General features: G+C 71.3%; 13 protein-coding genes. 3 read left to right on the top strand and 10 right to left on the bottom strand.

Annotation, left to right across the window (positions count from 1 at the left end; genetic code table 11):
- Positions 1-61: 61 nt before the first annotated feature.
- From OG509_RS13475 to OG509_RS13485, 3 genes are all read right to left on the bottom strand, one after another.
- Positions 62-1,750, bottom strand: coding sequence for an LCP family protein (locus tag OG509_RS13475; protein ID WP_406182761.1), 1,689 nt, complete (start codon positions 1,748-1,750; stop codon positions 62-64).
- A 24-nt stretch (positions 1,751-1,774) separates the two neighbouring features.
- Complete coding sequence (gene nadD / locus OG509_RS13480) at positions 1,775-2,392, bottom strand: nicotinate-nucleotide adenylyltransferase (RefSeq protein WP_030862415.1); 618 nt, start codon at positions 2,390-2,392, stop codon at positions 1,775-1,777.
- A gap of 70 nt (positions 2,393-2,462) precedes the next feature.
- Complete coding sequence (locus OG509_RS13485) at positions 2,463-2,630, bottom strand: hypothetical protein (RefSeq protein ID WP_376202917.1); 168 nt, start codon at positions 2,628-2,630, stop codon at positions 2,463-2,465.
- 141 nt (positions 2,631-2,771) lie between these two features.
- Here OG509_RS13485 and OG509_RS13490 point away from each other — a divergent pair, with 141 nt between their 5' ends.
- Positions 2,772-3,851, top strand: a complete 1,080-nt coding sequence (locus tag OG509_RS13490; RefSeq protein WP_406182763.1) for a M48 family metallopeptidase — start codon at positions 2,772-2,774, stop codon at positions 3,849-3,851.
- Here the strand turns inward: OG509_RS13490 and OG509_RS13495 are convergent.
- The 7 genes from OG509_RS13495 to OG509_RS13525 form a co-directional block, all read right to left on the bottom strand.
- A complete protein-coding gene (locus tag OG509_RS13495) occupies positions 3,835-4,998 on the bottom strand; it encodes a hypothetical protein (protein ID WP_406182765.1) in 1,164 nt (387 codons plus the stop codon). The genes OG509_RS13490 and OG509_RS13495 overlap by 17 nt on opposite strands.
- Positions 4,999-5,066: 68 nt before the next feature.
- Positions 5,067-5,615, bottom strand: a complete 549-nt coding sequence (locus OG509_RS13500; protein WP_385583380.1) for a hypothetical protein — start codon at positions 5,613-5,615, stop codon at positions 5,067-5,069.
- 77 nt (positions 5,616-5,692) lie between these two features.
- Positions 5,693-6,970, bottom strand: coding sequence for a glutamate-5-semialdehyde dehydrogenase (locus OG509_RS13505; RefSeq protein WP_387289213.1), 1,278 nt, complete (start codon positions 6,968-6,970; stop codon positions 5,693-5,695).
- 282 nt (positions 6,971-7,252) lie between these two features.
- A complete protein-coding gene (locus OG509_RS13510) occupies positions 7,253-7,672 on the bottom strand; it encodes a hypothetical protein (protein WP_078988072.1) in 420 nt (139 codons plus the stop codon).
- 61 nt (positions 7,673-7,733) lie between these two features.
- Complete coding sequence (gene proB / locus OG509_RS13515) at positions 7,734-8,861, bottom strand: glutamate 5-kinase (RefSeq protein WP_030159336.1); 1,128 nt, start codon at positions 8,859-8,861, stop codon at positions 7,734-7,736.
- 89 nt (positions 8,862-8,950) lie between these two features.
- Positions 8,951-9,373 (bottom strand): GtrA family protein, encoded by a 423-nt coding sequence (locus OG509_RS13520; protein WP_406182767.1) that lies wholly within the window; start codon positions 9,371-9,373, stop codon positions 8,951-8,953.
- A 3-nt stretch (positions 9,374-9,376) separates the two neighbouring features.
- Positions 9,377-10,411, bottom strand: coding sequence for a glycosyltransferase family 2 protein (locus OG509_RS13525; protein WP_406182769.1), 1,035 nt, complete (start codon positions 10,409-10,411; stop codon positions 9,377-9,379).
- Positions 10,412-10,569: 158 nt separating this feature from the next.
- On the opposite strand from OG509_RS13525, the gene OG509_RS13530 reads away from it, so the two are divergent.
- Positions 10,570-13,446 carry a CDP-glycerol glycerophosphotransferase family protein gene (locus tag OG509_RS13530; RefSeq protein ID WP_406182770.1) on the top strand — a complete coding sequence of 959 codons (2,877 nt, stop codon included), beginning with the start codon at positions 10,570-10,572 and terminating at the stop codon, positions 13,444-13,446.
- The gene (locus tag OG509_RS13535; RefSeq protein WP_406182772.1) at positions 13,443-14,591 is read left to right on the top strand and encodes a glycosyltransferase; all 1,149 of its coding nucleotides are present in this window, start codon (positions 13,443-13,445) and stop codon (positions 14,589-14,591) included. Before OG509_RS13530 ends, OG509_RS13535 begins: the two co-directional genes overlap by 4 nt.
- Positions 14,592-14,666: the final 75 nt, after the last annotated feature.

The raw sequence follows: 14,666 nt of genomic DNA on the forward strand, positions 1-14,666 counted from the left end.
CAGCGTCCCGCGCGGGCCGGGGCACCGCCCGAGGGCCGGGTCAGGCCCGGCCCGGGCCTGGTCAGGAAGGTTTGTAGTCCTTGCCCAGGGTCACCACGACGTCGGCGTTCACCGCGTTCTCGCCCTTCTTGACGACGGTCTCCGGCAGGCCCAGCGTCTTGGCGACGTCGACCGCCTTGGTCCGCTGCGCGTCGTCCTGGTACGTGATCTGCGTGGCGGGCTGGGTCTTGTCGGCCTTGCCGCCGTCCACGAAGGTGTAGCCGCCGTTCAGCAGCGCCGCCTTCGCCGCGACCTGCGTCTTGTCGTCGCCCGTGGCGTCCTTCAGGCCGACGCGCGGCGCGGCGCCGGCCTGGGCCGCCGTGAAGCTGCCGCCGAGCACCTCCTTGACGACGTTCTTGTTGGCGTCGTCGGTGAGCGTGCCGTCCGGCTTCACCGCGAGGACGTCCGTGCGGTACGCGCCCTCCTTGGCGTGCTCGCCGAGCTTGGCCAGCAGGGTGCCGAGGGTCTGGGCGTTCAGGGCGGGGTCGAGGATCTGGCCCATGCTCTCGACGGTGACGGTCGCCGCCTTCGCGTCGCCGGGAACCTTGCGCAGCACCCCGTAGAGCACCTTGCCGAGCCGGTCCAGCTGCTTGGCCTCGGGCTCGCCCTGGCCGCGGTACGTGGCGTACGCGACGGCCATCGCACCGCTGAGGTGCTGCTTCGGGCCCTGCCCCACGGCCGGGATCTTGGCCGCGTCGTCGGCCGGGATCGCGACGTCGGTGTCCGTCTCGATGCCGCCGACCAGCTCGACCAGGTTCTCCAGGAACGGGGTGTCCAGGCGCCAGGTGCCGCCGATGTGGGTGCCGAGCACCGAGTCGAGGGAGTCCCGTACGCCCACGCCGCCCTCCTCGACCGCCTTGCCGAGGGCCGTGCCGGTGCCGTCGTCCTTCGTGACGCCCATCGCGTTCGGCAGCAGGACGGTGGCGCCCTTCTTGGTGGTGACGTTGTCGACGAGCAGCGCCGTGGAAGTGCCGCCCTTCTTGGTGTTGTGCAGGTGGACGACGATCATGTCGCGCTTCTGCGGTCCGGACGCGGCCGCGGCTCCCTTCTTCTGGCCGGGGCCGTCGAGGAACGGCAGCTTGCCCGCGTACCAGAGGTAGCCGACGCCCGCGACGACGAAGAGGGCGAGGACGACGATCAGGGCGACCACCCGGTTGCGGCCGCGGCGGCGGGCCTCCTCGCGGCGCTCGGTCCGGCTCTCGGTGAACTTGAGCCAGTCGATGACGTCCTCGGAGTCCTCGTCCGGCTGGTCGATGAACGCGAACTGCTCGGTGCGGTAGTCCGGGTCGGACGGCCCGCCCTCGGGCCGGCGCGGTTCCGGGACCCGGTCGGGGCGCGGCGGCTCCGGCTCGGCCGCGGGGGCCGGGGCGGGAGCGGGGGGCTCGGGGGCGGCCTGCTGCGGGATCCACTGCTCGGTCTGCTGCGTGTCGTACCCGTAGGCGGGGGCCTGGGGGTACTGCTGCTGCCCGTACTCCGGGGCGGCCGGCTGCTGCGGCTGCTGGTAGTACGCCTGCTGCGGCTGCTGGCCGTAGCCCTGGGGGTCGTAGCCGTACTGCTGCTGCTCGTACGCCTGCTCGTACTGCTGCCCGGGGGCGGGCTGCGCGGGCACCTGGCCGTACACCGGCCGCCCGTACGGGTCGTAGCCGATGAGCTGCTGCTCCTGGGCTGCGAGCGGATCGTACCGGTCGTACTGATCCTGTCGGTCGTTCACCGCGGGGCCCCTCTCTCCGGAAGCTCAGGCTCCCCGGTACAGCTCACGCTTGTCGATGTAGCGCACCACACCGTCGGGCACCAAGTACCAGACAGGATCCCCCTGGGCGACCCGGGTGCGGCAGTCCGTGGACGAAATCGCCAGCGCGGGCACCTGCACCAGGGAGACGCCGTCCTCGGGGAGTCCGTCGTCGGTGAGCACGTGGCCCGGCCGGGTGACCCCGATGAAGTGGGCGAGCGAGAAGAGCTCGTCGGCGTTGCGCCAGGTCAGGATCTGGGCGAGGGCGTCGGCACCGGTGATGAAGAAGAGGTCGGCGTCTTCGTTGAGGGCGCTCAGATCACGCAGGGTGTCGATGGTGTACGTCGGCCCGCCGCGGTCGATGTCGATGCGGCTCACCGAGAACTGGGGGTTCGAGGCCGTCGCGATGACCGTCATCAGATAGCGGTCCTCGGCGGGGGACACGGCGCGCTGCGACTTCTGCCACGGCTGGCCGGTCGGTACGAACACCACCTCGTCGAGGTGGAACAGGGCAGCCACTTCGCTGGCGGCCACCAGGTGTCCGTGGTGGATCGGGTCGAATGTCCCGCCCATCACGCCGAGCCGGCGCTTGACCGGGCCGGTAGGCATCTCCTGCTCTCCCATGAGCGCAGAGCCTACTGGCCCGGCGGAGCGGTGCGGACCCGCGATCGAGCGCGGGTGCGTGACGACCGGTTCAGCGGTCGCGGTTCAGGCGCGTGGTCACCCAGAGCATCAGGAGCAGGATGCACAGCGCGCCGCCGCCGGTCAGGAACGGGTTCAGGCTGTCGTGGTTGCCACCGTGCTGCTCGGCGCCCTCCGACGCGAGAACGACCAGGTTGTGGGCGGTGGAGGAGAGGCTCATCAGGCAGATACCTATCGAGTCGGGGAGCGAGCGGAGACTTCGCTCACATCGTATGCGGGGGCCTGGGGCACGCTCACGCCGACTCAGGCGTTGGAGAGGATAGACGCAGGAGCACTCAGGCCGATCAAGGGGGAGGGCGTTATGACGGAGACCGGGTTCGAGAAGGTGCCGGCGAGGGATCGCAGGAGGTTCCCCGGTATTTCCTCGCGCGCGTACGAGCACCCGGCGGACCGCTCGGCGCTGGTGGCGCTGCGCAAGCTGAGCGGGTTCGACACCGTGTTCAAGGCCCTGAGCGGGCTGCTTCCGGAGCGGAGCCTGCGGCTGCTCTTCCTGTCGGAGTCCGTCCGGGTGGGCGAGACCCAGTTCCCGCACCTGTACGAGATGCTCCGCGACGCCTGTTACATCCTGGACCTGGAGAAGGTCCCGCAGATGTACGTGCAGCAGGACCCGAAGCCGAACGCGATGTGCATCGGGCTGGACGAGCCGATCATCGTGGTGACGACGGGCCTGGTGGAGCTGCTCGACGAGGAGGAGATGCGGGCGGTCGTGGGCCACGAGGTGGGCCACGCCCTGTCGGGGCACGCGGTGTACCGCACGATCCTGCTGTTCCTGACGGGCCTGGCGCTGAAGGTGGCCTGGATCCCGCTGGGCAATGTGGCGATCATGACGATCGTGACCGCGCTGCGCGAGTGGTTCCGCAAGTCGGAGCTGTCGGCGGACCGGGCCGGGCTGCTGGTCGGGCAGGACGTCAACGCGTCGATGCGGGGCCTGATGAAGATCGCGGGCGGAAACCACCTCCACGAGATGAACGTGGACTCCTTCCTGGCCCAGGCCGAGGAGTACGAGTCGAGCGGCGATCTGCGCGACTCCGTGCTGAAGATCCTCAACGTGCTGCCCCGGACCCATCCCTTCACCACCGTGCGGGCGGCCGAGCTGAAGAAGTGGTCCCAGAACCGGGACTACCAGCGGATCATGGACGGCCACTACCCGCGGCGCGACGAGGACAAGGACACCTCGGTGTCGGACTCCTTCCGCGAGTCGGCCTCGCACTACGCGGACGCGGTGCGCAACAGCAAGGACCCGCTGTTCAAGCTGGTCGGCGACATCGCGGGCGGCGCGGCCGACGTCGGCGGCAAGCTGCGCGACAGGTTCACGGGCGCGGCCGGCGGCGGCTCGACCGCGAACGGCCAGGCCAAGGGCGGGGCTACGGAGCAGGGCTGACCGGGGCGGTCCCGTCGGGCGTGAGCTGCGCCAGTACGCCGCACAGCCCGGAGGTGCGCCTCGGGGTGCCGCTGGCGTACGGATCGCTCGCGGCCGGGCCGACCGTGGTCGGTCCGGCCCCGGCCAGGACCGGGCGGAAGCCTTCGGCGGGCTCGGTGGAGCAGTCCTGCGGCCCGGCCATCACATAGGCCGAGACCAGCTCCGCGCGGCGGGCCGTGAGGTCCTCCGTGTCGAAGCGCATCCGCAGCTCGCGCCGGACGGTGAAGAGCGAGGCGCCGTCTGCGGCGGCGGGGGATCCGGTGGCCGGGCGCACGGCGTACACGAAGGTGTGGTCGGTGATCACTTCGAGGACGTCTGCGGAGATCTCTTCGAAGGCGAGGGTTCCACTGACCCGGACCCGGGTGTCGGCCACGGCGGCCGTGCCCGGGTCGAAGCGGACCAGCCAGCCGGTGGCGGCGTGCCGGCCGTCGCCGGAGGGCGAGGTCATGCTCCGGTCGAACTGCGCCAGCTGATCGGGGTCGAGCAGGACCCGCACGGGCCGGGTGGCGGCTCCGGCAAGCACGTCGGGGTCCAGCGAGGACTGCACGAGGTAGTCCTTGGCGATGGACAGCGCGGTGACGACCTGCCCCTCGGTGAAGTGGTGGGTGCGGCGCGCGGCGGGCAGGCTGATCCCGGCCGCCCCGACGCGGTAGTCGGCCGCCGGGCTCTTCGCGTACAGGTCGACGGGGCGTCCGCCGGGTACGGCGGCGGCGGGCGCGAGCGGCACGATCGTGCTGATCAGGGGATCGGTGCGGCCGGTGTCCGGGGGGATCGCCGGATTGCTCAGGCCCATGTAGACGGCCACGGCGAAGGCCGTGGCGATGAGCAGCACGAGCAGCATGCCCTGGCGGGCGCCGCGGCCGGGCGTGCTGGTCCTGGGCCCGGAGGAGGAGCCGCCGGACCAGATGGACCGGCTGCGTACGGCCCGTGCGTGTTCGCCCATGCGCTCCTGGGCGGAGAACTCCTGGAGCCGGGCAGCCCGGACGAAGTCCTCGTCGAACACCACCGACCGGTACTCGTCCGACCTGAACTCGTCTGACCGGAACTCCTCGTCGCCCCCGCCGATGCCCTCGGGGGTGCCGTCGGGTGGATCTCCTGGCACGGCCATCGCTTCTCCCCGCTGTCCCCGCTTCAGAGAAGCCCCCAGCTCCGGCGAACGCGAGTGGGGTCGTACCTTCAGGGTTGGCGGCCGACGGGGTACGTAAACGCTCCGGCGCCACTGACTTCCGTGAGCGGGGTGGTGGCGGGAGCGGGCGTGTGGTCCGCGTCGCTCGATGCGCTGCGGTAGACGGCGCTGAAGGCCAGGGCGACCATGCCGAGGCCCATCACGAAGGCGAGCACCCAGGCGACCGGGCGCAGCCAGGGCGAGCGGCCCCGGTAGGGGCGCAGCGCGCCGCCGTAGGCACCGTACGGACCCTCCGCGTAGCCGGGGCCGTGTTCCCAGCCGGGTTCGTCGATGCCGTACCCGTCGGGGCGGCCGTAGCCGTAGCCGTCGTAGTCGTCGTCGGAGGTCCAGCCGCCGGCGACGGCGCGGGCGGCTTCCGCCTCCGCGCGTGCCCGGTCGGCGGCCCGCTGGCGTTCCGCGGCGCTCGGCTCATGGATCTCGGCGCTCCGGACGAAGTCCTCGTCGAACACCACGGAGGCGAAGTCCTGATCCGCGCCTCCGCGGTCGTCGTTGTCGGGCTCCCCGTCGTCCGGGAACTTGCCCCCCACGTCGTCCGGCACAGCACCAGCGTAGACCGGGGGGACCGCTTTGGGCAGGGTGTGAGCCGAATTCCGGCCACCCGGTGTGCGGGGTCCGACTACCGGACGTGACCGTCGCCCGTGACGATGTACTTGGTGGAGGTCAGCTCCGGAAGGCCCATAGGGCCTCGGGCGTGCAGCTTCTGGGTGGAGATTCCGATCTCGGCGCCGAAGCCGAACTGTCCACCGTCCGTGAACCGGGTGGACGCATTTACGGCGACCGTGGTCGAGTCGACCAGCTGGGTGAAGCGGCGGGCGGCGGCCTGCGAGGTGGTGACGATCGCCTCGGTGTGGCCGGAGGTCCAGCGGCGGATGTGGGCGACGGCGTCGTCGAGGGAGTCCACGACCCCGGCGGCGATGTCGTACGAGAGGTACTCGGCGGCCCAGTCCTCGTCGGTGGCGGGCAGCGCGGTGACCTTGGAGTGCTCGGCGGCCGCGAGGACCCGGTCGTCGCCGTGGACGGTGACGCCGGCGTCGGCGAGGGCGTCGAGGGCGCGCGGCAGGAAGGCGTCGGCGATGTCGCGGTGGACGAGGAGGGTCTCGGCGGAGTTGCAGACCGAGGGCCGCTGGGCCTTGGAGTTGACGAGGATGTCCACGGCCATGTCGAGGTCGGCCTGGGCGTCCACGTAGACGTGGCAGTTGCCGGTACCGGTCTCGATGACCGGGACGATGGACTCCTCGACGACGGTCTTGATGAGGGAGGCGCCGCCGCGCGGGATGAGGACGTCGACGAGGCCGCGGGCGCGCATCAGCTCGCGGACGGAGTCGCGGGACTCGCCCGGGACGAGCTGGATCGCGTCAGCGGGCAGGCCGGCGCTTTCGACGGCGTCGCGGAGGATGGCGACGAGGGCGGTGTTGGAGGCGTAGGCGGAGGAGCTGCCGCGCAGGAGGACCGCGTTGCCGGACTTGAGGCACAGGGCGGCGGCGTCGACGGTGACGTTGGGGCGGGCCTCGTAGATGATGCCGACGACGCCGAGCGGGACGCGGATCTGGCGGAGGTCGATCCCGTTGGGGAGGGTCGAGCCGCGGACGACCTCGCCGACGGGGTCGGGGAGGGCGGCGACGTCCCGGACGTCGGAGGCGATCGCCGCGACGCGGTCGGGGGTGAGGGTGAGGCGGTCGATGACGGTCTCGCTGGTGCCGGCTTCGCGGGCCTTGGCGATGTCGGTGGCGTTGGCCTCGACGATCTCGGCCGTACGGGCCACCAGCGCGTCCGCGATGGCCAGCAGCGCGGTGTCCTTGGCGGATCGCGGGAGGGGGGCGATGGCCGCGGCGGCGGTACGGGCGGCTTGCGCGGTGGCGATCACGGGCGAGGCGGGGGCGTCGAGCGAGGTCATGCCGCCCAGGGTAGTCCCCGGCCCGCCGGGTCCGGCCGGGCCTTCCACCCCGCGAGACGCCCGCCCCGGGCGGGAGCCCAGCGCCGCCGCGCCGGGCGCCCCCGGCCTCGGCAGCGGGGGCTCGCTGCCTACGGCCACGGCGCAGCCGGTGGGCGGGTCCCGGTGATCGACCCTGCGGGTAGGGGACCAGCCCCCCGGCTCCGCCCGTGGCCCCGCCCCGCCACCCGCCGGACGGAGTCCGGCGCAGCGGCCCGAAGCCCGCGAAGCGGTGCGAGGGGCGCGTCAATAGGGGTGGACTCCGACCGGGTGGGCCGGGGGTGGGCCGTAGCCCTCTGCCACTCGGAGGTGGTACGTCGCGCGGTCGATGACCTCCAGGCCGACGATCTCCCACGGCGGGAGCTGCGCCGAGGAGCGGTGTTCGCCCCACAGGCGCAGGGCGACGGCCGCGGCGTCGTGGAGGTCGCGGGCCTCCTCCCAGTACCGGATCTCCGCGTGGTCGTCGGCGTACCGGCTGGTCAGGAGGAAGGGGTGGTCGTGCGCCAGCTGTTCCAGGCCGCGCCGGACCTCCGACAGCGGCGCCGGCTTGCCGGAGACGCTCAGGGTGACGTGCCAGAGACGGGAGGCTTCGCCCTGCTCGTCGTCCCCGCCGCCGCTGATGCTGGTCAGCGCTCGTCTCACCAGCCCGCCTCCTGTCTGCGCCATGCCTGTCCGCCCCTCACAGTTGACCAGTCCCCGGCCCGCCGCGCGGCGGTTTTACCGAACCTCAGCCCTCCAGCAGGACCAGATCGTCGCGGTGTACGACCTCGCGCTCGTACGCCGGGCCGAGTTCCTTCGCCAGCTCCCTGGTGGAGCGGCCCAGCAGCTGCGGGAGTTCCTTGGCGTCGAAGTTGACCAGCCCGCGGGCCACGGCGCGGCCGTCGGGCCCGCGCAGTTCCACCGGGTCGCCGGCGACGAATTCGCCCTCTACGGCCGCGATCCCGGCGGGCAGCAGGGAGCTGCCGCGCTCGGTCACCGCGCGTACGGCGCCCTCGTCCAGGACCAGGTGCCCCTGCGGGGTCGAGGCGTGCTGGAGCCACAGCAGCCGGTCCGCCGAGCGCCGGCCGGTGGCGTGGAAGTGCGTACCGGTGAGCCGGCCCGCCAGCGCGTCGGCCGCCTGGCTCGCCGAGGTGAGGACGACCGGGATGCCGGCCGCGGCCGCGATCCGCGCCGCCTCGACCTTGGTGACCATGCCGCCGGTGCCGACGCCCGCCTTGCCGGCGCTGCCGATCGAGACGTGCGCGATGTCCTCGGGGCCGCGCACCTCGTCGATCCGGGTGGTGCCGGGCAGCGACGGGTCGCCGTCGTAGAGGCCGTCCACGTCGGACAGGAGGACGAGGAGGTCGGCGCGGACCAGGTGGGCCACGAGGGCGGCCAGCCGGTCGTTGTCGCCGAAGCGGATCTCGTCCGTGGCGACGGTGTCGTTCTCGTTGACGACCGGCAGGGCGCCCATGGCCAGGAGCTGGTCCAGGGTCCGGTACGCGTTGCGGTAGTGGGCACGGCGGCTGGTGTCGTCGCTGGTCAGCAGCACCTGCCCGACGCGGACCCCGTACCGGGCGAAGGAGGCCGTGTACCGGGCGACCAGCAGGCCCTGCCCGACGCTGGCGGCGGCCTGCTGCCGGGCCAGGTCCGTGGGGCGGCGGCGCAGGCCGAGCGGCGAGAGCCCGGCGGCGATGGCTCCGCTGGAGACGAGGACGATCTCCTTCTCACCGCCGCTGCGCGCCTTGGCCAGTACGTCGACCAGGGCGTCCACCCGGTCGGCGTCGAGTCCGCCGGCCGCGGTGGTCAGGGAGGAGGATCCGACCTTGACCACGATCCTGCGGGCGTCCACGACACCTTGCCTAGCCGCTGACACGTCTGTCCCCTTGCCCCTTGCCGGTACGTCTGCCACCTCAATCTACGGGGTGGGGCGCCGCGCCCGCGCAGGGGTTTCAGACGGTGGACTCAGGCCCCGGAGCCGCTGCGGGCCGGCTCCGGGTCCTCGGCCGCGGCGGCCGTGCCCGGGACGAGGATCTTGCGCGAGAGCAGGTACGTGAACGGGATGGCCACGACCGCGGCGACGAGCGGGGCGATCCGGGTGTCGAGCCCGGCCCAGGTCACCAGGGCGTAGAGCCCGGCGGACTGGATCACGTAGTTCGTGATGTTCGTCAGCGGGAAGAGCAGGAACTTCTTCCAGGTGGGCCTGGTCCGGTAGGTGAAGTACGTGTTCATGAAGAACGAACCGACCATCGCCAGCAGGAAGGCGAGGGTGTAGGCCAGGAAGTACGGCATCCACGGGTGCAGCAGCAGGTAGATGCCGAAGAAGGTGCCGGTGTTGACGGCGCCGACGAGGCCGAAGCGGAGGATCTGGCCGAGCTGGCTGCGCATGGTTCAGCGCACCTCGCGCTCGGCGGCGGAGACCGTGAGGCGCGAGGCGGACAGGCCGCCGCGCTCGCGGGCGGCGCTGTGGACCCCGGCGGCGTCGGGCCGGGCCTGCGGGTCCGCGCCGTGCGCCTCCTTCACCAGGAAGTGCGGGCGGCGCTTGGTCTCGTAGTAGATGCGGCCGATGTACTCGCCGATCAGACCCAGCATGATCATCTGAACGCCGCCGATGCCGACGATGATCGCGACGAGGGTCACGTAGCCGGGAGCGGTGACGCCGTGGGTCATGGCCATGATGGCGATCCACAGCGCGTAGAGGGCGGCCAGGCCCACCAGCGACACGCCCGCCCAGATTCCGATGCGCAGCGGCCGGTTGTTGAAGGAGATCAGCCCGTCCATGGCGTAGTTCAGCAGGGAGCCGAACTTCCACTTCGTCTCGCCGGCCTCGCGCTGGGCGTTGCGGTAGTCGAAGTGGACCGTGTCGAAGCCGATCCAGGAGAAGAGCCCCTTGGAGAAGCGGTTGTACTCCGGCAGGGACAGCAGCGCGTCCACGGCCGGCCGGGACAGCAGCCGGAAGTCGCCGACGCCGTCGGTGAGCTCCACGTCGACCCAGCGGTTGACGCCGCGGTAGTAGAGGCGGCTGAGCGCGGAGCGGACCTTCTTGTCGCCTTCGCGGGTGCGGCGGGCGATGATCTGGTCGTGGCCCTGCCGGTAGTAGTCGAGCATGGTGGCGATGAGCTCCGGCGGGTGCTGGAGGTCGGCGTCCATGATCACGACCGCGTCGCCGGTGGCCTCGCGCAGGCCGGCGAGCATGCCGGCCTCCTTGCCGAAGTTGCGGCTGAAGGAAACGTACCGGGTGCGATCCCCGTGCTCGGCGGCGATCTCGCGGAGCTTGACGAGAGTTCCGTCACGGCTGCCGTCGTCGACGTAGCAGACCTCGTACTCGACGGGCAGGGAGTCCAGGACCCTGCGGATCTCCAGGTCGAAGCGATCGATCACGGCTTCTTCGTTGTAGCAAGGGACTACTACGGACAGCTTCGTCATGAACACTTCCTGCTGGGTCCGAACGGGTGATTGTCGGCGACCGGACCCGCCACACACCTCTACCTCAGAAGTATGCACGCCGGGGGTCGGTCCGCCGGATCCGCACGCGGCACACGGTAGCTTTGACGGGTTAAGCGGAATGGAACAAAGGGATCGAGGTGCACGTGCCTGACGTCTCCGTGGTCGTCATCGTCTACAACGACGCAGAGCGTCTGCCGACAGCCGTCCAGTCGGTTTTGGACCAGACCCTGCACGGGGTCGAAGTCGTGATCGTCGACGACTGCAGCAAGGACCGGTCGTACGCGGTCGCCCAGGAGCTGGAGGCCGCGCACCCGGGGAGAGTGCGCGCCTTCCGGCTGCCGGAGAACAGCGGCGGCTGCGGTGCCCCGCGCAACCACGGCATCCAGCAGGCGACCGGCACGTACGTCATGTTCCTGGACAGCGACGACGTGCTGGAACGAAACGCCTGCCGGAACATGCTGGCCGCGGCCGAGCGGACCGGGTCCGACCTGGTCTCGGGCATGTGCGTGCGCGTGCACCTCGACAACCGGTGGGGCAAGACCACCGAGTGGTACCCCTGGATCTACTCGCGCACCCGCACGCTGGAGTCGATCACCGAGGACCCGGACCTGCTGGTCTACGACACCCTCTCCACGAACAAGTGCTACCGGCGCGCGTTCCTGCTGGAGCAGGGCCTGGAGTTCCCGGTCGGCATCCACTACGAGGACCTGCTCTTCTCCGCGCAGGCCTACGTGGCGGCCCGCCGCATCACGCTGATCCCGAACCACGTCTACTACTGGAACGTGGTCGAGAAGGCCTCGGCGAAGTCGATCAGCAACCGGCGCCACGAGATCGCGAACTTCGTCCACCGGATGGAGATCCACCGCCGCGTCGACGAGCTGCTGGCCGCCAAGGGGCACACGGCCATCAAGTCCGCGAAGGACGCCAAGTTCCTCAAGCACGACCTGGTGCTGCACCTGCGCGACCTGCCCCTGCTGGGCGACGCGTACCGCCAGGAGTTCGCCCGCCTCGCCAACGGCTACCTGGCCGGCATCGACCCGGCCGCGTACGAGAACGTCACGTACCTCCAGGCGATCTGTGCCTACCTGCTGGGCAGGGAGGACTGGGACAACCTGCTCCCGGCCGCCGACGCCATGACCAACAAGGGCCGGCTGACCTCTCCGCTCGCCGAGCGCGACGGCCGCGTCTACTGGTGTGACACGCACATCGACGACGAGGACGACGAGGCCCGCCGGATACTGGACGTCACCGAGCAGGGCTTCCACACCGCCCCGCTCTCCTCGCTCGCGCTGGGCAACCGTCTGACCTCGTACGAGGACGACGGGCGCGGCACCGTCACGCTCTCGGGCTCGGTGGTGAACCCGCTGGGCCGGATCAGCCCGGACAAGGAACTGACGGCCACGCTGGAGTTCCGGGCCCGCCGCCAGATCGGCGTACGGTCTTTCAGCTTCCCGGTGGCAACCGTGCGGCACGCCGGTGACACGATCGAGTGGACCGCCACGGCCGACATCGGCAGCACCGTGCGCCCCCTCGGCATCATCGACGCCGTCTGGGACGTGCGCCTGAAGCTGACCGCCGGCGGCGACCGTCTCACCACCCGCGTCTCCGTCGGCGGGGTCGACCTGGAGTCTGCGGCCCGCCTGCGCGTGCGCCCGCGGCTGACCCGGCTGGTCTCCGACCGCTTCGAGCCGGAGGTCACCAAGAAGGGGAACCTCTCCTACGTCCTGACCGCCGAGGGCGCCGCCGCCGTCCGCACGCAGACGCTGATCAGCAGCGCGATGCACGGCAGGGCCGCCGGCGTGGTCAAGCGGGGCCTGCGCAAGGCCCTGCGGGCCCGCCGCAACCTCGGCTCGGGAGAGCAGAAGGTGAAGGTCTACCACGAGGTCTTCTCGAAGCTGCCGATCAAGAAGGGCACGGTCGTCTTCGAGAGCCACATGGGCAAGCAGTACAGCGACAGCCCGAAGGCGATCTACGAGGAGATGGTCCGCCAGGGCGTCCCGTTCGAGGCGATCTGGTCGTACGCGGGCGGCAAGCCCACCGGCTTCCCCAAGGACGCCACCCTGGTGCGCCGCTGGAGCTGGCCCTACCTGCGCGCGCTGGCGCAGGCCGAGTTCTGGGTCGACAACCAGGGCTTCCCCCTCGCCCTGGCCAAGCGCGAGGGAACCACGTACATCCAGACCTGGCACGGCTCCGCGCTCAAGCGCATGGGCTTCCACGAGCCCCGCACCAAGGCGCAGGGCAAGGCCGGCCAGGACAAGTTCCAGGCGGCCGTCAACCGCTTCGACCACTTCCTGATCCGCTCCGAGCACGACGCCCGCACCCTCGCCAAGGGCTTCCGGCTCCGCGACGAGGTGCTGCTGCGCACCGGCTACCCGCGCAACGACGCCCTGGTCGAGGCGCACCGCGCCGAGGCGCAGAGCGGGGAGCGGGTGCGCGGGCCGCTCGCGGCCGAGCTGGGCATCGACCCGGAGAAGAAGGTGCTGCTGTACGCGCCGACCTTCCGGGCGACCGCCGACGGCGCGGTGGAGGGTTTCGAGTTCCCCTTCGACGTGGAGGAGTTCGCCGAGCGGCTCGGCGACCGCTTCACGCTGCTGGTGCGCACCCACTACCTCAACAGCGTCTCGCTGCCGCCGTCGGTCGCGGGCCGGGTCATCGACGTGTCCCGGCACCACGACATCACCCCGCTGCTGGCGCTCACCGACGGGCTGATCACCGACTACTCGTCCGTGATGTTCGACTACTCGGTCCTGGACCGGCCGATGCTGTTCTTCGCCTACGACTACGAGGAGTACGCGACCGACATCCGCGGCACGTACTTCGATCTGAAGGAGAAGGCGCCCGGTCCGGTGGTGGCCACGGCCGACGAACTCCTCCAGGCGCTCGCCTCCTTCGACGAGGCGGACGCCAAGTACGCGGAGGCGCGGCAGCGTTTCCTCACCGAGTTCGGCGAGTACGACCGCGGGGACGCGGCGCGCCAGATCGTAGAGAAGTTCTTCACCGGGAGCGGCAAGTGAGCCGGGACATCTTCATCGTCTCCAACAGCGTCGACGAGCTCGGCGGCGTGACGACCTGGTCGCACCAGATGGCCGGGCTCTTCGCGGACCGCGGGCACCGGGTGCACATCGTCGGCATCGCCCCGGTCGCCGAGGAGATCCGGCAGAAGCTGCCGCAGGACCTGCCGTACGAGATGACCACCCTGTACGACGCCCACCCGCCGAAGGCGCGGCGTCTGCGCGGGATCAAGGGCAGGCTGAACGCCCCGGAGCGGCGCCGCCAGGCGGCCCGGCGGGCGAAGATGCGGGCCAAGGCGGAGAAGCTGAACGAGCTGTTCCGTGCGGCCGGCCCCGGGGCCGTCGTGATCGTCACGCAGGTCTGGGCGATGGAGTGGGTGGCGCTCGCCGACACCAAGGGGCTCGGCCTCATCGGCATGAGCCACGAGTCGTTCGAGGCCAGCCAGAAGTCCACCCGCGGCGAGCGGGTCCGCCGCCACTACGCGGAGGTCGACCGGCTGCTCGTGCTGACCCCGGAGGACGCGGACCTGTGGATCCGGGCCGGCATGGAGAACGTGGGCAGCATGCCGAACCCGCTGCCGTTCATGCCGGACTCCCCCGCGCCGCGCTCGGAGAAGGTCGTCGCCAGCGTCGGCCGCCTCGCCTTCGAGAAGGGCGTGGACCTGCTGCTCGACGCGTGGGCCGACGCCGCCCCGCTCCACCCCGACTGGGTCCTGCGGATCTACGGGGCGGGCGTCGAGGAGCCGGCGCTGCGGGCGCACGCCGACACGCTCGGGCTGACCGACTCCGTGGAGTGGATGGGCAGCACCGACGACGTGCTGGGCGCGCTGCGCGGGGCCTCGGTGTTCGCGCAGGCCTCGCGGGCCGAGGGCTTCCCGATCACGCTGCTGGAGGCGATGGCCGCGGGCGTGCCGGCGGCCGCGTTCGACTGCGCGCCGGGCGTACGGGAGATCGTGGCGCACGGCGAGGACGGGCTGCTCGCCCGGCTGGGCAACACCATGGAGCTGGCCGGGCACCTCGACGTGCTGATGTCGGACCGCGAACTGCGCGACCGGCTCGGCGACAACGCCTTCCGCAGCGTGCAGCGCTACTCCAGCGCCGAGATCACCGACCGCTGGGAAGAGCTGTTCACGTTTTTGGAACGCTGAGCCTTGGAGCGCTGAGCCCCGGAGCGCCGAGCTCCTGACATGACGAAGCCGCCCGCCCCGGAACGCGTCCGGGGC

Source organism: Streptomyces sp. NBC_01006 (assembly GCF_045162725.1).
Lineage (GTDB): Bacteria > Actinomycetota > Actinomycetes > Streptomycetales > Streptomycetaceae > Streptomyces.